The sequence below is a fragment of the Algicola sagamiensis DSM 14643 genome (assembly GCF_000374485.1).
GTDB lineage: Bacteria > Pseudomonadota > Gammaproteobacteria > Enterobacterales > Alteromonadaceae > Algicola > Algicola sagamiensis.
On sequence record NZ_KB894511.1, the window covers coordinates 1 to 22269 of the forward strand.

General features: G+C 43.6%; 34 protein-coding genes and 2 riboswitches. Of the genes, 11 read left to right on the forward strand and 23 right to left on the reverse strand.

Annotation, left to right across the window (positions count from 1 at the left end; all coding sequences use genetic code 11):
- The first annotated feature begins 99 nt into the window (after positions 1-99).
- Complete coding sequence (locus C505_RS0119365) at positions 100-1341, forward strand: IS256 family transposase (RefSeq protein ID WP_018694298.1); 1242 nt, start codon at positions 100-102, stop codon at positions 1339-1341.
- A gap of 261 nt (positions 1342-1602) precedes the next feature.
- Positions 1603-1785 (forward strand): hypothetical protein, encoded by a 183-nt coding sequence (locus C505_RS0119370; protein WP_018694299.1) that lies wholly within the window; start codon positions 1603-1605, stop codon positions 1783-1785.
- On the opposite strand, the gene C505_RS0119375 is transcribed toward C505_RS0119370, so the two are convergent.
- From C505_RS0119375 to C505_RS0119390, 4 genes are read right to left on the reverse strand one after another with little or no spacing between them, the layout of a single operon-like run.
- The gene (locus C505_RS0119375; protein WP_018694300.1) at positions 1782-2624 is read right to left on the reverse strand and encodes a phosphotransferase; all 843 of its coding nucleotides are present in this window, start codon (positions 2622-2624) and stop codon (positions 1782-1784) included. The two genes, C505_RS0119370 and C505_RS0119375, sit on opposite strands and share 4 nt — an antisense overlap.
- Positions 2570-3190: a nicotinamide riboside transporter PnuC gene (pnuC, locus tag C505_RS0119380; protein ID WP_018694301.1), complete on the reverse strand. Its 621-nt coding sequence runs from the start codon at positions 3188-3190 to the stop codon at positions 2570-2572. The genes C505_RS0119375 and pnuC overlap by 55 nt, the downstream gene beginning before the upstream one ends.
- Positions 3187-3438, reverse strand: a complete 252-nt coding sequence (locus C505_RS0119385; RefSeq protein ID WP_018694302.1) for a hypothetical protein — start codon at positions 3436-3438, stop codon at positions 3187-3189. Before C505_RS0119385 ends, pnuC begins: the two co-directional genes overlap by 4 nt.
- Positions 3439-3451: 13 nt before the next feature.
- On the reverse strand, positions 3452-5512 hold the full coding sequence (locus C505_RS0119390; protein WP_018694303.1) for a TonB-dependent receptor: 2061 nt from the start codon (positions 5510-5512) through the stop codon (positions 3452-3454).
- 39 nt (positions 5513-5551) lie between these two features.
- Positions 5552-5653, reverse strand: a riboswitch (TPP riboswitch).
- A gap of 156 nt (positions 5654-5809) precedes the next feature.
- Between C505_RS0119390 and C505_RS23045 the strand changes: the two genes are divergently transcribed.
- On the forward strand, positions 5810-6094 hold the full coding sequence (locus C505_RS23045) for a VOC family protein (protein ID WP_051090624.1): 285 nt from the start codon (positions 5810-5812) through the stop codon (positions 6092-6094).
- Positions 6091-6225, forward strand: a complete 135-nt coding sequence (locus C505_RS24865; RefSeq protein WP_018694304.1) for a VOC family protein — start codon at positions 6091-6093, stop codon at positions 6223-6225. Before C505_RS23045 ends, C505_RS24865 begins: the two co-directional genes overlap by 4 nt.
- On the opposite strand, the gene C505_RS0119400 is transcribed toward C505_RS24865, so the two are convergent.
- The gene (locus C505_RS0119400) at positions 6215-6907 is read right to left on the reverse strand and encodes an RES family NAD+ phosphorylase (protein ID WP_245556383.1); all 693 of its coding nucleotides are present in this window, start codon (positions 6905-6907) and stop codon (positions 6215-6217) included. The two genes, C505_RS24865 and C505_RS0119400, sit on opposite strands and share 11 nt — an antisense overlap.
- Before the next feature lies 1 nt (position 6908).
- Positions 6909-7310, reverse strand: a complete 402-nt coding sequence (locus C505_RS0119405; protein ID WP_018694306.1) for an MbcA/ParS/Xre antitoxin family protein — start codon at positions 7308-7310, stop codon at positions 6909-6911.
- 134 nt (positions 7311-7444) lie between these two features.
- Positions 7445-7555, forward strand: a riboswitch (TPP riboswitch).
- Between the two features lie 90 nt (positions 7556-7645).
- On the opposite strand from C505_RS0119405, the gene thiC reads away from it, so the two are divergent.
- From thiC to C505_RS0119435, 6 genes are read left to right on the forward strand one after another with little or no spacing between them, the layout of a single operon-like run.
- The gene (gene thiC, locus C505_RS0119410; RefSeq protein WP_018694307.1) at positions 7646-9490 is read left to right on the forward strand and encodes a phosphomethylpyrimidine synthase ThiC; all 1845 of its coding nucleotides are present in this window, start codon (positions 7646-7648) and stop codon (positions 9488-9490) included.
- Positions 9487-10551 (forward strand): FAD-dependent oxidoreductase, encoded by a 1065-nt coding sequence (locus C505_RS23050; protein WP_018694308.1) that lies wholly within the window; start codon positions 9487-9489, stop codon positions 10549-10551. Before thiC ends, C505_RS23050 begins: the two co-directional genes overlap by 4 nt.
- Complete coding sequence (thiS, locus tag C505_RS0119420) at positions 10535-10729, forward strand: sulfur carrier protein ThiS (protein ID WP_026318103.1); 195 nt, start codon at positions 10535-10537, stop codon at positions 10727-10729. Before C505_RS23050 ends, thiS begins: the two co-directional genes overlap by 17 nt.
- On the forward strand, positions 10692-11522 hold the full coding sequence (locus C505_RS0119425) for a thiazole synthase (RefSeq protein ID WP_051090625.1): 831 nt from the start codon (positions 10692-10694) through the stop codon (positions 11520-11522). Before thiS ends, C505_RS0119425 begins: the two co-directional genes overlap by 38 nt.
- Positions 11522-13030: a thiamine phosphate synthase gene (gene thiE, locus C505_RS0119430; RefSeq protein ID WP_018694311.1), complete on the forward strand. Its 1509-nt coding sequence runs from the start codon at positions 11522-11524 to the stop codon at positions 13028-13030. The genes C505_RS0119425 and thiE overlap by 1 nt, the downstream gene beginning before the upstream one ends.
- A complete protein-coding gene (locus C505_RS0119435; protein WP_018694312.1) occupies positions 13017-13742 on the forward strand; it encodes a HesA/MoeB/ThiF family protein in 726 nt (241 codons plus the stop codon). The genes thiE and C505_RS0119435 overlap by 14 nt, the downstream gene beginning before the upstream one ends.
- 63 nt (positions 13743-13805) lie before the next feature.
- On the opposite strand, the gene C505_RS0119440 is transcribed toward C505_RS0119435, so the two are convergent.
- Genes C505_RS0119440 through C505_RS0119450 form a run of 3 tightly spaced genes read right to left on the reverse strand, consistent with a single transcriptional unit; the run spans position 13806 to position 15590 of the window.
- Entirely contained in the window at positions 13806-14453 is a 648-nt protein-coding gene (locus C505_RS0119440) for a flavin reductase family protein (RefSeq protein ID WP_018694313.1), read from the reverse strand.
- 2 nt (positions 14454-14455) lie between these two features.
- On the reverse strand, positions 14456-15187 hold the full coding sequence (locus tag C505_RS0119445; RefSeq protein ID WP_018694314.1) for an SDR family NAD(P)-dependent oxidoreductase: 732 nt from the start codon (positions 15185-15187) through the stop codon (positions 14456-14458).
- Positions 15171-15590, reverse strand: coding sequence for a DUF2721 domain-containing protein (locus C505_RS0119450; RefSeq protein ID WP_018694315.1), 420 nt, complete (start codon positions 15588-15590; stop codon positions 15171-15173). Before C505_RS0119450 ends, C505_RS0119445 begins: the two co-directional genes overlap by 17 nt.
- A 204-nt stretch (positions 15591-15794) precedes the next feature.
- On the opposite strand from C505_RS0119450, the gene C505_RS0119455 reads away from it, so the two are divergent.
- Positions 15795-16385, forward strand: a complete 591-nt coding sequence (locus tag C505_RS0119455; RefSeq protein ID WP_018694316.1) for a YhgN family NAAT transporter — start codon at positions 15795-15797, stop codon at positions 16383-16385.
- 157 nt (positions 16386-16542) lie between these two features.
- On the opposite strand, the gene C505_RS23055 is transcribed toward C505_RS0119455, so the two are convergent.
- The 14 genes from C505_RS23055 to C505_RS23070 all read right to left on the reverse strand — a co-directional run bounded on the left by C505_RS23055 (position 16543) and on the right by C505_RS23070 (position 22268).
- Positions 16543-16833: a helix-turn-helix transcriptional regulator gene (locus tag C505_RS23055; protein ID WP_018694317.1), complete on the reverse strand. Its 291-nt coding sequence runs from the start codon at positions 16831-16833 to the stop codon at positions 16543-16545.
- 11 nt (positions 16834-16844) lie between these two features.
- Positions 16845-17123: a helix-turn-helix domain-containing protein gene (locus tag C505_RS23060; RefSeq protein WP_018694318.1), complete on the reverse strand. Its 279-nt coding sequence runs from the start codon at positions 17121-17123 to the stop codon at positions 16845-16847.
- Positions 17120-17437, reverse strand: coding sequence for a hypothetical protein (locus C505_RS0119470; protein WP_018694319.1), 318 nt, complete (start codon positions 17435-17437; stop codon positions 17120-17122). The genes C505_RS23060 and C505_RS0119470 overlap by 4 nt, the downstream gene beginning before the upstream one ends.
- Positions 17434-17964: a hypothetical protein gene (locus tag C505_RS0119475; protein ID WP_018694320.1), complete on the reverse strand. Its 531-nt coding sequence runs from the start codon at positions 17962-17964 to the stop codon at positions 17434-17436. The genes C505_RS0119470 and C505_RS0119475 overlap by 4 nt, the downstream gene beginning before the upstream one ends.
- Positions 17964-18476 (reverse strand): hypothetical protein, encoded by a 513-nt coding sequence (locus tag C505_RS0119480; RefSeq protein WP_018694321.1) that lies wholly within the window; start codon positions 18474-18476, stop codon positions 17964-17966. Before C505_RS0119480 ends, C505_RS0119475 begins: the two co-directional genes overlap by 1 nt.
- Before the next feature lie 11 nt (positions 18477-18487).
- On the reverse strand, positions 18488-18679 hold the full coding sequence (locus C505_RS0119485) for a hypothetical protein (protein ID WP_018694322.1): 192 nt from the start codon (positions 18677-18679) through the stop codon (positions 18488-18490).
- Between the two features lie 13 nt (positions 18680-18692).
- Complete coding sequence (locus tag C505_RS0119490; RefSeq protein WP_018694323.1) at positions 18693-18983, reverse strand: hypothetical protein; 291 nt, start codon at positions 18981-18983, stop codon at positions 18693-18695.
- A complete protein-coding gene (locus tag C505_RS0119495) occupies positions 18971-19276 on the reverse strand; it encodes a hypothetical protein (RefSeq protein ID WP_018694324.1) in 306 nt (101 codons plus the stop codon). The genes C505_RS0119490 and C505_RS0119495 overlap by 13 nt, the downstream gene beginning before the upstream one ends.
- On the reverse strand, positions 19264-19866 hold the full coding sequence (locus C505_RS23940; protein ID WP_018694325.1) for a hypothetical protein: 603 nt from the start codon (positions 19864-19866) through the stop codon (positions 19264-19266). The genes C505_RS0119495 and C505_RS23940 overlap by 13 nt, the downstream gene beginning before the upstream one ends.
- Positions 19867-19876: 10 nt before the next feature.
- Positions 19877-20410, reverse strand: coding sequence for a class I SAM-dependent methyltransferase (locus C505_RS0119505; protein WP_018694326.1), 534 nt, complete (start codon positions 20408-20410; stop codon positions 19877-19879).
- Entirely contained in the window at positions 20407-20715 is a 309-nt protein-coding gene (locus tag C505_RS0119510) for a hypothetical protein (RefSeq protein ID WP_018694327.1), read from the reverse strand. The genes C505_RS0119505 and C505_RS0119510 overlap by 4 nt, the downstream gene beginning before the upstream one ends.
- Positions 20716-20728: 13 nt before the next feature.
- Entirely contained in the window at positions 20729-21016 is a 288-nt protein-coding gene (locus tag C505_RS0119515; RefSeq protein ID WP_018694328.1) for a hypothetical protein, read from the reverse strand.
- A gap of 36 nt (positions 21017-21052) precedes the next feature.
- The gene (locus C505_RS0119520; RefSeq protein WP_018694329.1) at positions 21053-21340 is read right to left on the reverse strand and encodes a hypothetical protein; all 288 of its coding nucleotides are present in this window, start codon (positions 21338-21340) and stop codon (positions 21053-21055) included.
- Positions 21341-21401: 61 nt separating this feature from the next.
- Entirely contained in the window at positions 21402-22268 is an 867-nt protein-coding gene (locus C505_RS23070) for a RecT family recombinase (protein WP_051090626.1), read from the reverse strand.
- Position 22269 lies beyond the last annotated feature (1 nt).

The following is a 22269-nucleotide window of genomic DNA, read 5'->3' on the forward strand; positions in this document are numbered from 1 at the left end:
GAGCTATGATGATTTCTGGTGTATGAGGTGAGAAAAAGAATGTGGTGCTAATCTGTTGATTGATCTCGCAAATCAATAGTCAACAAAGAGAAACACCACATGACAAATCATAAAGTATCGCCACTGAAATCACCAGAAATAGATCCACTGAACGACGTTTTAAAGCAAGGGGCACAAGCGCTCCTCGCGAAAGCCATTGAAGCTGAAGTGGCCGAGTTGTTGGCACAATACGAAACGCTTCAAGTGGATGGTAAGCCAGCGGTCGTTCGCAATGGGCATTTACCAGAACGGACTATTCAAACTGGCCTTGGCGATATTCAAGTTCAGGTGCCGAAAGTCCGAGATCGCTCAGGCAATGGCGTGAAGTTCAATAGCACATTGGTGCCCCCGTACCTGAAACGGACGAAAGCTGTTGAGGAATTTATTCCCTGGCTGTATCTCAAAGGGATATCCACAGGGGAAATGCAACCGACACTCGAAGCTTTGTTGGGTGAAGGTGCAAAAGGGCTTTCTGCAAATACAGTGAGCCGTTTCAAGCAGCTTTGGGAGCAGGAATACGATGATTGGCGTCAACGGGATCTCAGTCATCGACGTTATGTTTATATCTGGGCAGATGGCATCTATAGCCGCGTTCGCATGGATGACCGCTTATGCCTTTTGGTCATTATCGGCTCAGATGAAACAGGCCGAAAAGAAGTCTTAGCCGTCGTTGATGGCTATCGTGAGTCAGAAGCCAGTTGGCTAGAAGTGCTGACCCAATTGACAGCGCAGGGATTAACCATCCCACCCAAGTTAGCTGTTGGTGATGGTGCTTTAGGTTTTTGGAATGCTTTAGCAAAGCACTGGCCACAGACAAAGATGCAGCGCTGTTGGGTGCATAAGACAGCAAACGTTTTAAACAAAGTGCCGAAGTCTGTTCAGCCCAAGATAAAAGAAGCGTTGCATGATATCTGGCAAGCGGAGACAAGGAAAGATGCTTACCATGCTTTCGAGACCACGTTAAAGCGGTTTGAAGCCAAATACCCAGGTGCGATGGCTTGTTTGAAGAAGGACAAGGGAAGTTTATTGGCCTTTTACGACTTCCCAGCGGAGCACTGGCAACATATTCGAACGACAAATCCAATCGAGTCCGTGTTTGCGACGGTTCGTTTAAGAACCACGAAAAATAAGCATTGTGGCAGTCGAAAAACAACGCTGGCGATGGCTTATAAGCTGCTGGTAACCGCACAAAATAAATGGCGTCGATTGAGAGGCTATCGCCTTCTAGCTGATGTCATTGCAGGCGTTGAATTCAAGGATGGAGAAAAAGTAACGTCGGATGATCAACAGGATGCTGCATGATCATGTCATACACCAGATTTGACTATAGCTCTTTAGATCATTATTTTAGGTCGATTGGTATAAAATGCGATTTCATTCATGTTCCTCTTTTCCTGTACCGAACCTCTACCTGAACATGATGATCGATTGTATGAAATATATCAGCTACAAGATTTCATCCTTTGTATACCGCTGAACTTCGCAATTTTTCGTAATCTACGCTTTACTATTAAAAATCTACTTTTTTCTTAATCTAGAACATTTTCGAGGAGGAAGGTATTCATGGCTTTAATGACAGTAACCGAGGTCGCTGAATTCCTAGGTATTCAAGATGTACGCGTCGAAAGACTCGAACGTGAGCACCTTTTGATTTCTAAAGAGAAGGATGCTGACGGGAATCCGCTTTTTGATGAAGAAGATGTAAAGCGTTATAAGACCTTTGCAGAGAGGATCGGCGGAATTTAGTCGCGATACGCGTCGAGTATATGTGTATATCGTTTGGCTGCATTTGGCTCTGGATGTGAAGACTGCAGCCACCATTTCTGGCAAAGCCAGGCATAGACTGGCTTGAGTAATTCAACGCGGCGTTCAATATGGTAAGAGCTTATATCTGTGATAGGTGATACTGATTCATATGAACAGATGAGCTTTTGGGTTTGGGTTTGTGTGAATTGAAATTCAACACTGATCTGGGCAAGGTCCCAACCTATATCCTGTAAGTGTACATATTCAAAGTCGATAAAAAAGCACTGCTTTTGTTGCCACAGGATATTTTGTGGCACGAGATCGCCATGGCTCACCACATATCGAGGTTTCATGTCTTGAAGTACGTCCAGACTCTTACTTAATTTAGCATGTAGCCTTTGATCATCAGATCTCACCTCGTCATATAGTGTCTGAAGGTTTACTTTAGATACATTGAAGGGAAATTGATGAAATTGCGCAAGCTGCCTACCTAAATACTGGATTTTTTGAACAGTGAGCTTTGTATGATGTTCACCGATAACAAACGCTTGGATAAACCCTAGAGACTCTGGTAATTCATAGAGTACTTTTGGGCTTAAATGAAGCTTTGATAGGTATTTTTGGATTTCCAACTGCTGTTGTTGGCTTGCTAATCCTTCTTTTTCAAACCGACGGAATAATACTTGTTTTCCAGATGAACAAGTTATTTTGAACACCGGATTATTCCAGCCACCTTTGAGTGGCTGGATATCCTCGATTGGGTCATCCGAAAAGAATGCTTGGATCAGCTGTAGGCTGGCTGAGTCAATGGGGTGGCACGATTGTGCTCTGATTTCCATTGGAAATATCCAAAAATAACCAAGACTGTGTAAAGCACGAAAAGAAATGCAGTAAGGATTAAAGACTTTTCGAAATAGATATAGACTGAAACTGAGTCAATTACGATCCAGTAAAGCCAATTCTCTAAGACTTTTTGAGCGACTAAATATGTGGTAAATACGCTAAAACAGGTTGTAGCACTATCGATATATGGGAAATCAGCTTGCGTATAGTTATCCATCATAAAACCCAAAATTAAACTGATACAAGCCAACGAGATGATAAAGATAGAATGCTTCTTAAACGACCAACTTTGTATTCGAAGCATCGTTTTTTCTTTTTGTGAAAACTGCCAGATGTACAAGCCATAAACAGCCATGATGAGATAGTAAAACTGCAAAATAGAGTCCATCAGCAGGTTTACTTCCCAGAAAATAACGAGGTAAATTGAAGTACTGGCGAAAGCTGCGAACCAGCACAAACTATTTTGGCGCATTGCAAGCAGCAAGTAGGTTATGGAAAGCAGCATTGCCGCGATTTCCCAATAACTTGTTGCCATCAAGCTTTGCAAAAGATGATCGATCATTTGGGGGTAAGGTCCTTATTGAAAAACTTACAGACGAACACTTGTTTTCCGTATGTCTCAAAACTCTTTTTCATCTCCTGGTGCAACAGTGGCATAACGATATCAATATCACCAAATATCTGAGTACTCATTGTATTGGTGATGATTGTCACGTTCTCATGCTCATTGAGTCTTTCGATAAATGCTTTAATGGCTGGAATAAACTCATCCGCAAGGGGGTATTTGCTAATTTCAACGGAGATTTTCATGCATATATTCCTATTATTCGAATGTCATTGTGAAAGTGAGTCCAAATTCTCTTGGTGCACCAAACTGATAATATGCATGTTCAGTGTATCCATCTCTGGGGTCGTTTCCAAAATAAAACCCGCGGACAGGGTAAGTCTCATCTGTTAAGTTCTTTCCCCACAATAAAATTTGCCACTGTGTCTGCTGATAAGTAATGTCTGCATGGAGTAAAGTTACATCATCAGTTTTGGTATCATGATTATCGGAAAGATAGTATGCACTTTTTCCTTCTATCGTTGTATTGAAGGAGAAGGCATCTGTGATGTCATATAAGAGGTTGGTGCTGTAGCTGAGATTTGGTGATTGTGCTTGTTCTCTTCCTGACTGATCAATGCCAGTTGAAGTCACAAAATCTTTGAGTTCTGTCTTTAAATAGCCAACAGCAGCAGACAACTCTAGGTCCTGTGCTACTTGAAATTGGAATTCTGCTTCAAGGCCATAATTAGTGCCATTTGCATTGACAATAAAGCCAGTGAAGTCATGCTCAGAAGCTTCTATTGCCCAGCCTTTCACTTGCATGTCCTGACGTTTGCTGTGAAAGAAAGTGAGTTGATACTGTAGGTTTTGATCTTGGCTAACCCCTTTCAGACCAAGCTCTCTCGAAATCAGCGTTTCTGCTTGAAAGTCTCCATGTTTTGCTAAAATATCAGCAAAGTGTGGATTATCTTTTGCTTTACTTAATGCTTCACCATTAAAGCCACCTGCTTTGTAACCACGAGACCAGCGAGCAAATACAGACTGATTGGCATGGATTTGATAATGAAGCGCAATTTGGCCTCCCCATAGATCTTCCTGATGTTTAAGATTGAGCTGATGGGAGTTGGTAAAATCTGACTGATATTGTTCGAAACGTAAGCCAGTGATCAGCGTCAAGTCGCGAGATAACCGAGTATCTAACTGCGAGTAGAGTGCAACTTGCTGAGTGGTTTCTTCACTGTGATAAGATTGCTTTCGGTTGAGATTATTTTCTTTGTGGCTCGTATAGAGGCCAAATATATAGTCTGTTCGACCAGAAAATACAGGTGTTTTTGAAATGGCTCTACTATCAAGCGTCAACTGTTGATGCTTTCTGTCATAATGATCCTCAGAAGCATATCCATCAGGGTGAAAGCGGGGATATGTCCAATCTTCATCATAACCATACTGCGTTTCGGTATCATTCAAAGTGACTGTTGATTCCAAGTCAAAAAGGTTGAAGCCACTGAACTTAGCATTAAGCGCGTGGGCAAGTGTGTTTTGTGTATCTTGTCCGGGCTTATCCGAAAATGTTCGACGCGTGTTGTCTAAGCTAAACCCATCATAACCATTGTCAAAATCCATCCAGTGCGTGGTCCAATGTAGTTTTAATGTATCGCTTGCTTGCCATGCTAGCTGAAACCGCCCAGTTTGCTCGTCAAAACCTTGGGTGTCAATTCTTCGGAGGAATTGGTTTTCTTGATAACCATCATGTAAAAATTGACTGTAAGAAAATCGATAGTTGAGAGAGTCAGAAAGTGGTCCAGTATTCGCAATATTCAATTGTTTGCCACCATATTGCTGAACGCCGAGTTTTAGCTTTGTGATTGATTGGTCTTCTGGTGCAGTAGACATCATATGGATCATGCCAGCCATTGCGCTGTTACCGAAACGGGTGCCTTGTGGACCACGAAAGATTTCGATTTGGTTGATGTCAAATAGACTACTCCCCAAACCAAGACCACTGTAATCTATGCTATCAATTGTCATGCCGACCGATGGATTGATTGAGTCTGTAAATTGGCTGCGCTCGCCAATGCCACGAATTTGAACAAATTTCCCTCGCGAAGCACCCGCAGAAAAGTTCACATTGGCGAGGCTTTGATAAATGCTTTCAAGGTGTTGTGCTTGGCGTCGCTCAATCTGGGCTTCATCAATCAGTGTCACATGGGAAGGTACATCCATGATATTGGTTTGGCGAAAATCACCTTGAACTTGAATACGTTCAATATTGTTAGATGCTTTCGCGTTTGCTGCGCTTAACAGGCTTGCTGATAGGAGAGATAGTACTAACTTCATTCTTGGATCTCATTATTTCGAGATCCGGCCAACTGCCAGGAGATTCTTAAAGACCATTCCTACGCCGGTATTAGCCGGATCAGGTGCGAAGGGTTTGTTGATGGCAACATCTCAGCTCAGTGAGCACCCCTTGGTACAATCTTGATGGCTGAGTCTACAGAAAAATGGTGAGGTTGTTAAGTTAGAATTGTCTTGAGCCTTGTTCAAATTTTTCAATTGGTGCTATTAAATTTTTTTTGCTAGTAGATAGATAAAGGACCAATTATCCTGAATAGGTACATTAGAAGGAGTTAAACCATGTATCAACTTGATCATATCGTACTCAATTCGACAAATGTCGAGAAAACCATGAAGTTTTATGGCAAAGTACTCGACATGCTATTTGTTCATTGGCAAGAGTATTTAGATGGTGAGCGTCACTTCCCTGCATTAAGATTATCTCCGACCTGCGTGATTGATATTTTCCCACCAGAAATGTGGCAAAAAAAAGCACTCAAGGCACACAAGAAAATCTCAACCATTTTTGTATTGCTACGTCAGCCGAGCAGTGGTTGCGGGTCTATCATCGTGTTCAACACATGAATATTCCAATTTTGAATGGACCGGGTGAGTACTTTGGTGCAAAAGGCGATGGGCTGAGCATTTTTATTCGTGACCCAGATGGAACAACCATCGAGATCAGAACTTATGAACAAGATGCGATCAATATTTAACCTTTTCAATCTTTAATACATCAGAAATACGTCTTCCGTCCCAATGGTATTGATAATGACTCCCTTGTTTTGCTGGTGTTAAACCTGTGGGGCGGAATATTGCGATACAATGTGTGTCTTGTCTACGAACAGACTCATAAACCAAGCCCCAGACATCTTGTTCTCTGACTCGTTTGGCAAATGCCTGTGAAGGCTGATAATTCGTTGGATCATATAAATGCGAGTAATCTTGAGAACGCACATCGAGAAGTGGTTTTTGTGTTTGACTGATGTAGCTTCGCATTGTGATTTGGCATGGTGGCTCATTGGTTGCACCCAGAAACTTTTCTCGATGGAAAACGGTTTCTGCGATAGCGGTTTCAATGGATAGGCCGGCATAATAGACCCCAAAACTGCCATCTGTGAATCGGCTGGCATAGCCCGCATGGGTAAATGCAGCCATGATCGCACTGCTTCCAGGACCTACCATGCGATCATGAGGCTCCACTAATGCAATATCGCCCGCTTCGTCGCGTAGTCGATCATTTGTGAGTGCTTCCAATGCATAAGCCACTTCCAGCTCCTCTGGATCGAGAAGATGTTCAAAAAGCTGAATCGGGGGAAAGTGACTGGGGATCAGTCGATAGTTTCTCATGCCTGAAATCTCGACTGGTGTTTTGGTTTGCTCACGATCAAAGGCCACGTTATCGTCCTCGCTGTGCATCCAAGTATCGGCGAACATCTGCAAGATCCAGCACATTTCCTGCCAGCATCTTATCCAAAGCGGTTTGGCCACCAAAAACTTTATTCGGCTTATGGACCCATTGTGCCCATTGCTCTGGCAGCGGGAGCAAAATTTGAAGTGCTTTGTAGATCCCACTGATATATGACAGCCGCTCAAGAGTGTCTCGGCTGAGGTGGATTGGTTCCTTCGCCATTGATTTACGTTTCCAGTTTGCGATGGTTGAACGAGAACTGACGCCAGCAAGAATGAGTCGCTGTTCATCAGTGAGACCCCACTCTTCCGTGATATTTAAAAATAACTTCGCCGCAACCTGGCCGAGTCGACCGGGTTCAATCGCGGTATTGTTTGCTGTTTGGATCATAGTTCCTCCGTGTTTACGATGTATATAAGTGTACAAAATAATATCAAATGTACAAATATAGACAATATTAAACACGATTTAATCCTTGAGATCCATTGAATTTTGTGATTTCGAGGCGTAGACTTGGCTCGAATTAAATCTTGTCGGAGTGCTCATGGTCGATGACCTGAGCTGAGATCGCATTAGCGGGATCCGCTGAACCTGAACAGATTCACATCTGCGGAGGGAACAAGTATCCAACCAGAGCAACAGCATCACTATTGTGAGTAAAGCTGTTGTTCACGCTTATTTGCTCTCAACTGGCAAGCTCAACCTTGAAAAACAAAGGAAAAAGTATGAGCACCAGACGTGAGAAACGTGCCACTGCAAAGGCATTTATCGAATCACTATCCCATCAGGCTTATCCAAGCTCAAAGAAAGTTTATGTATCTGGTGAATGCCATGACATACGTGTGCCAATGCGGGAAATCACACTCCATGATACGCCGATCCAAGGCGAAGTCCCTCAATTCGAAAAGAATGCACCCATTCGCGTCTATGACACTTCTGGGCCCTATACCGATGAGCACGTCAAAGTAGATGTGCAGCAGGGGTTGGAGAAGTTAAGGCATGCCTGGGTCATATCACGAGATGATACGGATGTGTTGAATCAAAAGTCGTCGACTTATAGTCAAGCTAGAGCGCTAGATTTCAGCCTTGATGATTTTCGCTTTCACTCTCAGACGAGTATTTTACGTGCAAAATCAGGGAAAAATGTTTCCCAGCTTCATTATGCAAAGCAGGGGATCATTACGCCAGAAATGGAGTATGTTGCCATCCGAGAGAATATGGGGCGTGCAACCCAACAAGCAGTTTGCCAATCGAAAGGGCTTCCAATCGAAATTACACCTGAATTTGTGCGTCAGGAGATTGCCGCTGGACGCGCCGTGATCCCTGCGAATATCAATCACCCCGAGCTAGAACCAATGATTATTGGACGTAATTTTTTGGTGAAAGTGAACGCGAATATTGGCAATAGCGCTGTAACTTCTTCAATCGAAGAAGAGGTTGAGAAGCTGATTTGGTCAACTTACTGGGGCGCGGATACAGTGATGGACCTGTCCACTGGCCGGAATATTCATGAAACAAGAGAATGGATTGTCCGAAATAGCCCAGTACCGATAGGAACGGTTCCCATTTATCAGGCTTTGGAAAAAGTGAACGGTTTGGCAGAAGATTTAAGTTGGGAAATCTTCCGAGATACTTTGATTGAACAAGCAGAGCAAGGTGTGGATTACTTTACCATTCATGCAGGCGTATTGCTTCGTTATGTCCCAATGACCGCAAAACGTGTGACGGGTATTGTCTCTCGTGGTGGCTCCATCATGGCAAAGTGGTGTCTGTCGCATCATCAAGAGAATTTCCTATACACGCACTTTGAAGAAATCTGCGAAATCATGAAGGCCTATGATGTGACGTTTAGTCTCGGGGATGGGCTTCGCCCAGGCAGTATTGCGGATGCAAACGACGAAGCACAGTTCTCAGAGCTAAGAACTTTGGGTGAACTGACAAAAATTGCCTGGAAGCATGATGTTCAAGTCATCATTGAAGGACCCGGACATGTGCCAATGCATCTCATCAAAGAAAACATGGATGAACAGCTCAAACATTGCCATGAAGCGCCATTTTATACACTTGGCCCGCTCACGACAGATATCGCGCCTGGGTATGATCACATTACGTCAGGGATTGGTGCCGCGATGATAGGCTGGTACGGCTGTGCAATGTTGTGTTACGTCACACCGAAAGAGCATCTCGGCTTACCGGATAAGGAAGATGTTCGAGAAGGAATGATTGCTTATAAAATTGCGGCCCATGCGGCAGATTTAGCCAAAGGTCACCCGAGTGCTCAGAAGCGAGATGATGCGTTGTCGAAAGCTAGGTTTGAGTTTCGCTGGGAAGATCAATTCAATTTAGGCCTTGATCCACAACGCGCGAAGGAATACCACGATCAAACCTTACCGCAGGAATCGAGTAAAGTGGCCCACTTTTGTTCCATGTGTGGCCCTAAGTTCTGCTCGATGAAGATTTCTCAGGATGTACGTGACTATGCTGCCACCATGGAAGAAGGGATGGCTCAGAAGTCGAAAGAATTTCAAGAAAAAGGTGCTGAAATATACCAACCTGTGAGTCCCTCATGAAGGTTGCCATTCTGGGTGGGGGATTGATGGGGCGCTTGATAGCCTTAGCCTTCAATGATTTGAAGGCTGAGCTGACCCTATTTGAAAAGAAGACACTTGATCACAAAGGGAATACAGCGAGTATTGCTGCGGCAATGCTTGCGCCAGAATCAGAGTCTGTTCATATGCCAACAGAATTGCTCCCGATGGCTGATCGTGCGATTGAGCGATGGTCTGACATTTTGAAGCAATTGGGGATACCTCACGCCCTACACCGACAAGGATCGTTGATTATCTGCCACCCCCAAGATAAACATGAACTGACTGACTTTATTCAGCGGATCCCCAGGCAGAATAAGAGCCACCCATTAAACGAGCAGACTTTGTATGAAATGGAGCCCGGACTGGCAAAAGGGCTGGAGGGGTGTTTGGTCACGGGAGAAGGCCATTTAGATAATGATGTATTTCTCGAGAGGACCACACAGTGGCTGTATGAGCATGTTCATGTATTTGAAAAAGCAGAAGTGGTCCAAACCTTTCAAAACCGAGTCCATTGGCTCGAAGTCTCAGGACAGGCCAAGCAAAGCGCATTTGATTGGATCATTGATTGTCGAGGGATAGGCGCAAAAGTTGAATATCAATCACTACGTGGCGTACGCGGTGAAATTATCCGTATTCGTGCACCACATGTGAATTTGATTCGTCCTGTTCGTCTGCTTCATCCTCGTTATCCATTGTATATCGTCCCGAAGCCAGACCATCGTTTTGTGATTGGGGCGACGGAAATAGAAACAGAATCACAAGCGCCAATTACGGTGCGCTCTGTCCTTGAATTACTTTCAGCGGCTTACAGTGTTTCGGATGGATTTGCAGAGGCGCAGGTTGAGGCGATGCAGGTTGGACTGAGGCCTGCTTTTTCTGATCATCGGCCAAAAGTGTCTGTCCATGAACAGGTGATCCGAGTGAATGGTTTATATCGGCATGGGTTTTTACTTGGTCCGGCAATCGCTGAGTCCGTTTTCAAAGTTATTCAGAACCCAATTGAATCAATTGAAGGAGGTTATGTTGAACATTTGGCTTAATGGGAAACAATTCACAATTTCATCCAGTTCTTTGAGTGCCCTGATTAAAGCGCAGTCGTTTCAGCCGCCTTTTGCAGTTGCGATTAATGAAGTCTTTTTACCACAAGCGAAGCATGCGACATATCAACTCAAACCAGACGATGTCATTGATATTGTCTCGCCAATTCAAGGAGGTTAGTGTGACAGATAATTGGCATTTATTTGGACAAGAATTCACCTCAAGGTTGTTATTAGGCACAGCACTTTATCCATCCCCTCAGGTCATGCAGCAAGCGATAACAGCCTCTGGGGCAGAGATCATCACAGTATCATTGCGACGCCAAGCGTTGGGAACAGAACAAAATACGTTCTGGAATATGATCAAGGAACTTGGTTTACAGCTCCTGCCCAATACAGCAGGGTGCCACTCTACACAAGAGGCGGTTACGCTTGCGAAGATGGCCCGAGAAGTATTTGAGACGAACTGGATCAAGCTTGAGGTGATTGGTGATGACTATAATTTACAACCGGATCCATTTTTGTTGGTTGAAGCCGCTGATTTGCTCGTGAAAGATGGATTCCATGTTTTACCCTACTGCACCGATGATTTGATCTTATGTCAACGTTTGCTGGATATCGGTTGTGAAGTGCTGATGCCCTGGGGAGCACCGATTGGAACCGGGAAAGGTTTGCTCAATCCATATGCGTTGGAAGTGCTACGAAATCGATTTCCGGAGATCCCAATGATTATTGATGCTGGGCTTGGTCGTCCTTCGCATGCTTGCCTTGCAATGGAAATGGGCATGGATGGTGTTTTATTGAATACCGCGGTAGCCAAGGCACATTTACCCGTCATGATGGCGCGTGGATTTCAGGACGCGGTAAAAGCTGGACGGCAAGGTTTTTTGAGCGGGATCATGCCTGAGCGAGCACTTGCAAAACCAAGTACACCAACCATTGGTCAACCCTTTTGGAAACAGGAGAATTATTGATGGATCACAAACCTGTTGTTTGGATCATTGCGGGTTCAGACTCTGGCGCTGGGGCTGGGATCCAAGCCGATTTTCTCACTTGTCATGACTTTGGCGTGCACTGTTGCACCGTGATCACTGCAACCACGGCTCAGAATTCAATGGGCATCAATGGGATCTTCCCTGTATCTGATGAATCTTTTCTCGCACAGTGCAATGCACTTGCAGAAGATATTCAACCTGATGTGATCAAAATCGGATTACTTGCAACCCATCGTCAGGTCGAAATTTTGAGTGCGTTCATCAAACATGCAAAATCAACATGGGAGAAGCCATGCAAAATTGTTTACGATCCCGTTGCTGTGGCATCGACAGGAGAAGTGCTGACAGAAGGGGAGTTGCAGCCAATTATTCGCCAAGATTTATTGCCAGTTGTCGATGTGATCACTCCGAACCTCTTGGAAGTGACTGCACTCACAGGGCTGTCCTTATTTGATGATTTACCCTTACGACAGGCAGCGGATGCTATCCAAGACTTTGGGGTTGAACATGTTGTGATCACTGGGGGACATGGTGAGCAGACAGATCGTTGTGTCGATTCATATTTTTCCAATGAAAAAGAATACACAATAGAAAATTATCGTGTGAAGACGCCTCATTCCCACGGAACAGGGTGCTCTTATGCATCTGCATTGGCTGCTTCTATGGCGCTGTCTTATCCAATCCCAGATGCGATGGTTTTAGCGAGTGCTTATATTCAACAAGGGCTCCGTGCTTCTGAACGAATAGGACAAGGTGTTGGCGCGGTGAAACATCTTGGTTGGCCAAAAGACTGGGAGCATTATCCAACAGTACAACTTCACACAGCAAAACGCGACATGAGTCACCATGAGTCAGATTTTTCTTCCTGTAGGCTCAACCCGCTTGGCTTTTACCCTGTTGTGGATAGTGTTGAATGGGTGGAAAAGCTGCTGGATCTAGGCGTAGAGACGATTCAGCTACGGATCAAAAATGAGTCAGGACTTGCGTTGAGAGATAAACTTGACAAAGCGATCCAACTTGCCAAAAAATTAAGCGCACAGCTATTTATTAATGATCATTGGGAACTTGCGGTTGAGCTTGGGGCATATGGTGTCCATTTGGGGCAGGAAGACTTGGAAACCGCAGACTTACTAGCTATTCAAAAAGCAGGGCTTCGCCTTGGTGTAAGTTCTCATGGGTACTTTGAAATTTGCACAGCGATGCAATGCCGGCCAAGTTACATTGCCTTTGGTGCCATCTATCCGACAACCACAAAAGATATGTCAGGTAAGATCCAAGGGCTTGAAAAGTTAAAACGGTACGTTGCTCTCATTCAAGACATCCCACATGTCGCCATTGGAGGCATTGATCGAAAACGTGCGCCAGAGGTGCTCGAAACGGGCGTGAAAAGTCTAGCCGTTGTTCGTGCGGTGACAGAATCCAAGAATTTAGAAGCAGACGTAGAAGCTTTTCAGAAGATGATTGGGAAATCGAATGCTCACGGATAAAGACTTCCAAAGATATTCCCGGCAAATCATGCTCCCAGAGGTAGGTGAGCATGGACAGCACAAATTGATGAATGCACATGTTGTGATCGTGGGTATGGGAGGGCTCGGGTGCCCGGTTGCACAATACCTTGCAGCAGCGGGCGTCGGGAAACTGACGCTGGTCGATGATGATAAAGTGGAGCGAAGTAACTTGCAGCGGCAAATCCTGTATCGTCCAAATCATATTGGCCAGTTCAAAGCAGAAGTCGCTGCGATTCAGTTGAACTCACAAAACCCTGGCATTCAGATCTTTCCAGTAACGGTGCGGCTTTGTACAAAGAATATCAATACGATAATTGGGGATGTGGATGTCATATTAGACTGTACCGATCAGCGAAAAACTCGATATTTATTAAACCAATTTGCCAAAAACAACCGTCTTCCATATATTTTTGGTTCAGCACTCCAAAGCGCTGGACAAGTGGGGTGGTTTGACTTTGGCCAGCATGATTCGATTTGCTTTGAACAGTTGTTCCCTCGCGAATATGAAAGCGAAATTTCACAAAATTGTGAGACAATGGGTGTTTTCGGTCCAATACTTGGCATGATTGGTAGTTACCAAGCACAAATCACACTCCAGATGATCCTTGGATTACTTCCGAAGTGCGCTGCTTTCTCTTCCTTTGAATCTCAGACAATGCAATGGAAATCTCTGGGTTTTGGTGAGGAATGACTCTTATCCAATGGATAACATAGACCCAAAATGGAACGTTCAATCATGGATACTGATTTTTGCTCATGAATCGGATATTGATTTGGTCTCTTGGTTGGGTTTAGCGTAAGCATAACGTTGAATGCGTTGTGTTTCATAATAACTATCCAGACCAGATACAGCAACGGTACCTGCTTTTTCTATATCAATAAAACCGGAGGATAAGACAAGTGATGGATCAAGATGAACCGCTTCTATTTGGCCAATAATCAAGACTGTATTGTTTTCAGGGATAGTCTCTGTTCGAATCAGTTTCAACCCAATCTTGATTTGACTTTCTTTGACATAAGGTGCGGGAAAATCATTCAGAAATTCGGGTGTAAGTCCAACAGCATCAAACTCCGAAATGTCCTGAACATATCGTCCCGAGGTTTGATGTGCTTGTGCTGTGAAGTCTTTGTGGACATGGTTGATTGTAAAAACACCCAGTTCCAGTATGTTCTCAAGCGTATCTCTTCTGGTGACGTGAGGTCTAGAGATCATACCCATCAAAGGCGGATGCGCGCCAAGATGGAATACTGAGCTGACGATTGCTAAGTTATTTTGTTGAGTTGTGTTTGTGGTGCCGATAAGGTTTGCACTTTTAAAGCCAGAAAGGCTATTCACGAATGATGCTCGATAACGATCATCCAGTTGTGCAATATCGGTTGCAGAAAAAAGTTTTTGAGTCATATTCACCACTTGATCGGTTGATGGTTCCAGTCTAAATAGGATAATGCACCATCAGGTTGAATTGATAAAGTTAAATGAGAAAGTTGTTTTGCCACAAAATCAGGCGCAAATAGTTTTTCAGGTTTGACATTTGCCTGAAATGGTTTGGAAAGAGAAGTATTCGTTGTTCCAGGATGAAATGCGATGATTTTGACGTTTTTTGCCCTTCTCGAAAATTCAATGGCAGTTGTTTTTAACATCATATTGAGTGCAGCCTTTGATGCACGATAAGCATACCAGCCACCAAGTTGATTATCTTCGATACTCCCAACTCTGGCACTCAATACACTGACAATCGTAGCGTTTTTTCTACGAAGAAGCGGGGTAAGATACTTGATAAATAACATGGGAACAACCACATTCGCATGATAGACTTTTTCCATGGATAATTCAGCCAGATCTTCTAGTTTTTTCTCTGGAAAGAAATCAGTACCATGAAGTACACCAGTACAAATGAAAACTCGATGAACTTTCCCTTGAAGTGAAGCCAACTGCTCACAGCAAGATTGAATGGCATCTTCATGATACGCTGTTTGAAACCAGCCTAACTTCGGGTCGTAATCAAGTGGCTTTGTACTTCGACTGATCGCGACCACTTGTTTGATGGGCTTTTCCTGTATAGATTGCTTTAATACAGCATCACCGAGGCCACCACTTGCACCAATGATGACATCAAAATCATGATCTTCTATCATCCAACACACCTTCTTTTTTCTTACTTTCCATCCATTCCAATTCTATATAAATAGCATCACAGGAAATATGGATTTCATAGATTGAGATGAGTAGGGAGATACTCAATGAAGCCAAGCTTAATCCAAAAATCCAGCGCCCTAGCATTTGTTGTTCTAGAAATAGTGCTGCCATTGAGAATGTGCATAAAAGAAAGCTGAGTGCACCAAAGGCTTGCATTGTTTTGGTGAGTACGATGCGTTTCTTGAGATTATCGATTTGACGGATGACCATCCCGCGTAAATTTTGATTATCTCTTGTATTGAGCTGCCTAATCAATTGAGCGAGAACGAGAAAGCGATTGGTATAAGCCAAAAGAAGGAGCGAAATCGCCGGAAACAAGAGTGCGGGTGTCGTTAAATTCATGCAAAATTCCTAAAGATATTCTTGGTCAGCGTTACGGCATATGATAGCCTTTTAGCCGTCTAAGAATCCAACCTTTGTTCCAAGTGAAACCAAACCACTTTAAGAACTTTTCTATTCAGCAGCTATGTTGAATAAAGGTGGTTGTTTTATAGACGAATATGACCAAATTTAATTTTAGTGCTGAATAAACCACATGGGGGAACAATGGATACATTATCTGCGGCAATTACTTTATTTCTCATTATGGACCCGCTAGGCAATATGCCAATTGTGGTGTCGATATTGAAGGGCGTGCCGCAGGAGCGAAAGCGCAAGGTATTAGTGCGTGAGCTACTGATCTCACTTGTATTTATGTTGATGTTCCTTTACGCAGGTCAGTCAATTCTCAATTTCCTGAGTTTGAAGCAAGAAGCGGTGAGTATTGCTGGTGGGATTATTCTATTTTTGATTGCGATCCGTATGATCTTCCCACAACCAGGCGGTGTAGCAGGTTTGCCAGAAGGTGAAGAACCTTTTTTAGTACCTCTGGCAGTCCCAATGATTGCTGGCCCATCGATTTTGGCTGCACTCCTTCTATTTAGTAACCAAGATCCAAATCGTATGGTGGACTGGACCATCGCATTACTTGGTGCATGGGGTATTTCATCGATTATTTTGATGTTCTCAACGACTTTACATAAGCTATTCGGAGAGAAAGGATTAACCGCGATTGAACGCTTGATGGGGATGATCCTTGTGATGATCGCTGTACAAATGTCTCTTGACGGTATTGGTCATTACTTTAAATGGAGTTAGATTCCGTTTTAAATTACTGTTTTTATTGATTTTAATTTTAGTCTCAATTTTGAATTTTGTTTTTTGGTACACAGTTTGGTACACAAATGCGAGCTATTCAATTTTGTACGCAGTGGCAGTGAAAGGGTTGCCTCGCCTACTAGGGCGAGGTGGGCTTTCAATTTAAATCAATAATCACATTCTGGGTTGTATTCACTTGAATCCAGGATTCGACTTCTGCTTTTAAAAATCGATTAGGGTTACTTTGGATCTTCGGTCTGGGGAACCCTTTTTCGTCTTGCCATTTATACAGTGTTGGTGCGGTAATGCCCAGTATGTCTAAGACCTCTCTTGTCGTATAGAAACGACATTCAATTAACGATAACTCTGGTGCTTTTTTCTTTGCTGGTGGTTTAATTTGCTGATAGCTACCTATCTCGTAGCTGTGATGTATCACTGGATAATCCATCGTTAAATCTCCTAACTCGCTTTATCAATCGTTTCATTTAGGCCAGCACACAACATCAATTCATGTGTGCCATCTGCGTCTAATTCGAAGTACTCAGCAATGCGGTGTATCAGATTTTCCGTAACCTCGATTCTTCCAAGTTCAATACCACTTAGATAACTTGAGGTGAGCTGGAGATCCTTAGCCATGATCCCCAAATGGATCCCTTTCTGAACCCTCATATGGCCTAGCATTTTGCCGAGCTTGGTTTTCTTAATCTGGGAGGTACTTGACCAGTTTGGTATGCTCATAAGTCGATCCCTTCTTTAGGTCTTACGTAAACTTCACAATCAACCCATGCACATGCATCAAAGTGCATCCAGTCATAGAACAATTCATCCAATAAAATGCCTTCAATATCATCACTCACGTCATCAATGTTATTTCCATTAAGAGCGATGATTGAATCCCCACCAGTCCCATACATTTCGAACCGAATACCTTCTTCAATACATTCGTCATAGGCTTTTTTGAACTTGCGAAATGCTTTGCGTTGGCTAGGCGTCATCAGTAGCTTTTCTTTGAGTTTCTCACTTTCATACCCAGGTGATGACTGAAAATTCATGCTGCTTCCTCATCTTGATACACAGCTAAAAGTCCATCTGAAACGGCTTTAAAAACCGTTCGTTCATAGATGTATTGTGAACTTTGGACTCGCGGGACTTTATAATTCAGGCCACCATATAGGTGGTTTATCAGCCGCCTATTCTCACTCAACCAATCGAAATGAAAATCGCTTGAACAAGAATTAAAGAGTCTTCTTGCTTGGCGCTGGTTTAGCCTTTTTGCACGTCTTAAGCGCAAGATATCGCTTCTAATGCTTTGCGTATCTACTGAAAACCGTTCTGAATTTCCTAAAAGATCATGTAAACGCCCAGGCGTGTAGATTGAATAAAACTCATCAGAAGCAACGTACTTTTCAATAGATGGCTCATGCTTCCAAGTTAGTCTGATTATCCATATATCTTTGCCACACGTGACTGTAAGTCTTCCCGAGCAATTTTCTACGTCCTCCAAAATGACTGTTACAGGGGGAATTCCCTCGACATTGGAGATATGAAGCTTATTCACCTTTGAGGTTTCAATATTCATCACGCAGCTTCCTTATCATGACAAAATGACGCGATCCCATCCTTTACAGCCTGAAAGATTTTCCGTTCGTAGAGGTAGTGCCAATTATCTCTATGGGGGACTGCGTGGTGAGCACCTCCATATATGCGAGCTATAAGCTTTTCATTCTCTGCTAGCCAAATACAAACAAACTGCTTAAAACTTACACTGTAAAGCTTTCTTGCTGTTATTCGGTCCAGTTTCTTATTTCGTCTGAGGTGTAGGATATCTGATTGAACCTTTTCACCATCAATAATGAATTGCTCAGAACCACTCAAGTAAGCTTGCAAGTATTCCACATTCATAGAGCTGATAGTTTCAATAAATGATGATTCTTCCTCCCATGCTAAATGACATGTCCAAACTTCATAAGAGCACTTCACTATGAGCTTTCCAGAACTCTGGCCTAGATCCTCTAAAATCACCGTTATCGGCTCAATCCCTTCAATATTAGAGATGTGTATTTTCGTTACTTGAGATGTTTCGACTTTCATCAGTTCGCGCCCTATATTCGGTATTCGTCTATTAGCTTTCCAAGCTTCTCAGCGAATTCATTACGACTTGCCCCGCATATGTAGAAGTGGCCGGATAATTCGACGGATGTGTCCTGTTCTTCCTGGTCAATCACTTCAATTTCGTATTCCATGTATACATTGTGCGAAGGCCGTAAACTCTCAACTTTTTTGGTTGGTTCCATGATGAATCTCCCTTTAAACACGCTTGGCTGTAAGAAATTGGATATCCGCTTGTTGCCCAAGCGCTTCACCAACAAACTTTGCGAATGGGCTATCATCGTCCATGTCTTCTCCATATACTGCCCACGAACATTTAGAACATTCGACACCACAACGACCATCGCTTTGCTGCACATTTTCGATGATGCGTTTAACTAGCTTGCCGCTTTTGCTGATCTCGAAAGTGACTTGAGCATCTAAATCAGCCCATGCTTTTACGGTTGAACCACAGTCTGGGCATGAGAAGTTGTTTTTTAGCTTTGGCATGTCTCACCCTCCACTTTCTTCCCAAAATACGCATAAGGTCCATTGCCATCTTCATCATGGAATTTAGCGAGTAGGGTATACCCATTTGGTGTAACAGGCTTCCACTTGCGTATGTGGCTGATCTCATCAAAGAGGTTTTCTTCGTAGCTCTCATCCATCCAGCACCCTTGAAGCTCGATGCCGTTTGATTCACTCCATTTCTTCAATGACTGATAATCAAAATCTGCTGGAATATCCGGGTGGTAAAACTCACCATTTTTGGTTGTGTACAGCGCCTCATTTACTTGTCGCATGGTGTTTCTCCAATAAAAATCGAATCCAGATTTACAGCGATATTCGAGGGGAAATAGCTAATGGGTTTGTTCTTCATGAGTGCAGTGTTTAACTTCTCCACCAAATCGATACATTCATCGCTGAGAACTTCATCGGCACTGTTTTCTTCTGCGAGATCATTGGATAGGTGATCATCCATATCAATGTGTCTGGGATAGATTGGATTGCAAAAGTAAAGTTGCAGTCTGTGAAGATCCCCTACCGCTATATCATCCTCTTCCATGAGACTTTCCAAGTCCTCTAAGCTAAAGAAGTATTCATCAAATTGATTCGAGTAAAGAACGTCCCCGTCTTGATAGTCTCTTGATTCTGCATCTCGATACTTTTCTTCTTCTTTTTCAGCACGTTTTTCAGCACGACATTTATCGCAAATCGCGTAGAACCTAGGGCTGAATTCATGGCACCCTTCCGTTTCACAGTCCTTCACATGACATGCGGCCAATCGCGCTCGATGCTCATCAAACCCCAGAAGCTGCTCCCCATGAAACCACGCCTTTACTTCCTTTTGCTCAATCGGTGCATCGTTATAATGAATTTGGTTTTTACTCATTGTTCTTTCCTCAAGCCGCACGTAAATGTGAAATGAAAGGACATTCAGCAAGGCGATTGCCATAGTCCCAGACGTACCACGCGTATTCGCATGAATCGTTACTTCTGCCGTTGATAGTGACGAACCTTGGTCTTGGTGTGATCACTTTTAGCTTTTGTGGCACTCCGAATTCTTCCCAGAATGAAACACGTTGTTTTGTGCCGAGGTAATCCAGCTTGAGCAAGTAAATCATCGTGCCACCGTAGGCCAATTCACTCTTCGATTTCCAAAGGAACTCTTTCGCCAGTGAGAAAGGTGGATTCGTAATGATCACGTCTGCTTTCTCAAATGGTGTGTTGAGATAATCCACGCCTTCGTGAATTTCTGCCCAACGCTTTTGGTGACCGGGCAAAGGAATTTGATCATAAATCGCACCATCACCTTTGCAGGGTTCAAGGAAGGTATCTCCCTCCTTGAATGTGAGCTCTTTGAGTAACGCCTTGACTGTGTCTTCTGGTGTCGGGTAGAACTCTCTGGGTTGAGTTTTTCCGGTTGTGCGGCTCATGACTCCCCCACCAAAATCTTATCCAAAGTACGAATACGGTTGAGGAAAACTGGCTCTTTGTGACCGGACACACGGATCACATTCTGGCCTTGCTCGTTTCTCCAGGCGTCAGAATGGAGCGTGACAAACTCCACCCCTCCTCCATACAGTGCAACTCGTTCACCGATGCAGTTCTTGAGGTTGAACTCGATTAACTGCTTTTTGTTGTTGAGCTGATTACGCATCAGCCGTTCAAATTCTTCCCGCTCTTCTGGTGTTTCGTCGGGGAAGGGCTGTGCTTTGCTTTCTAATTTGAGTGCTTCCATTGTTCTTCCCTTATCAGTTCATGAACTGTGGCTTTTTTCGCATCGCTTCAAGGACACACTTCTTAATGTGTTCTTCGTCATGTGTAATAGGTTTGGGTTGCGCAGCTAGTTGGTCCTTGAATACTTCCTTTAAAATAGGAAGTGGTTGCTTTGAGCCAACGAAAAGCTTGAATATGTCAGCATTATCTTGCTCAATTTTCATTCCCTCAGCCAAGACACCTAAGCCTTTAAAAAAGAGCTCGATAATGAGCCACAGTTCTTCTTGCGAAACCTCAGCAATGTAAAAGTCTTTTTTATCCATTATTCTTATCCTTCGAATGCGTAGGGTTTGAGTCGATTAGTTGATGGTCTGTGGAGTCGTATTCATTGTGAATTCAGTGAGTCTTTCAAGCGTCTCTTCTTCAGCCATGTAACGCTCTCGTTGCTCAACTTCTTCGATTTGGAACATCTCTTTTAAATTTGGAAATGGTGTATCAGAGGTAACAGAAAGCTTGAATATAGAGGCATCATCAGCAGTAATATGTAACCCTTGAACTTTAACTCCGGCACCTTTACCAAAAATTTGGATGATGAATCCGAGTTCTTCGATTGAAATTTCAGTTGTGTACGAGTCTTTAGTATTCATTGTTCTAATCCTTCAAATTTAAAAAAGGGCAGGGAGGGGAATTCCCTGCCAAAGCGCACTTCTACTCAATCACTTCTTTTTCATTCAATGCAGCAAGGCGAGCTTTATAAGCGCTGCGGGCTTCGATTTGTTGTTCTTGGGATAACTCAGCGGCAAGGTGAGCGACTTGCGAAAGCGCTTCTTTACTCTCTGCCGCATTGATTTGGTCCAGTACCGAACTCAGGTTGTGGTCGATGACCTCAACAATATCCTCATCACTGCTTTTTAGTTTTTGCATAAGCTGAGATGAGCGTTTCTGTTTTTTCTCTGGTGGCTCGCTCGGTGTGACATCTCGTTCTTTAGGTTTTGGTGTATCTTCGAATTCATCGACGGTGTATACACCTAGGATGACATCTGGGCAGTAGAGACGAGACCAGTATTTAACCGCCAAGTAAGCACTTTGTTGCTTGGGCGCGGTCTTCCAAAGAGGGCTATTTTTGACTTTCACTGATGCGGGGTGGAGCCATTCCCCCCAGGTGATACCATCTTCACCTTGAAGTACTGCACCTACTCTTACGCTTGCGTCTGGAAACTTCTCCCAATTGATTTCACCTGCTCCCTTAGGCCAATCTCCCTCATACTCGTATTTAAACCGTCCAACAATTGCACGTGATGATGCAATGACGGCATTCACAAGTTGCGCTTCATATCCCAATTGCCCATTCACAAAATGAGTCTTCTGAGCAACAGCAAAAGGATTCATCCGCCATTGAGCAGCCTGCATCACAACAGCTAAACAATCAGCCTCTGCTCCCTGCAAATGTTTTGGAACTGTAACCCGGCTTTGAGACATCAATTTCGCGACACTGATCATTTGTTGCATTACCGAAGGGTCAAGCAAGAAGTCAGTTGTATTCGAAAGATTGTCAGTGGTAGATAACTGGTTCATC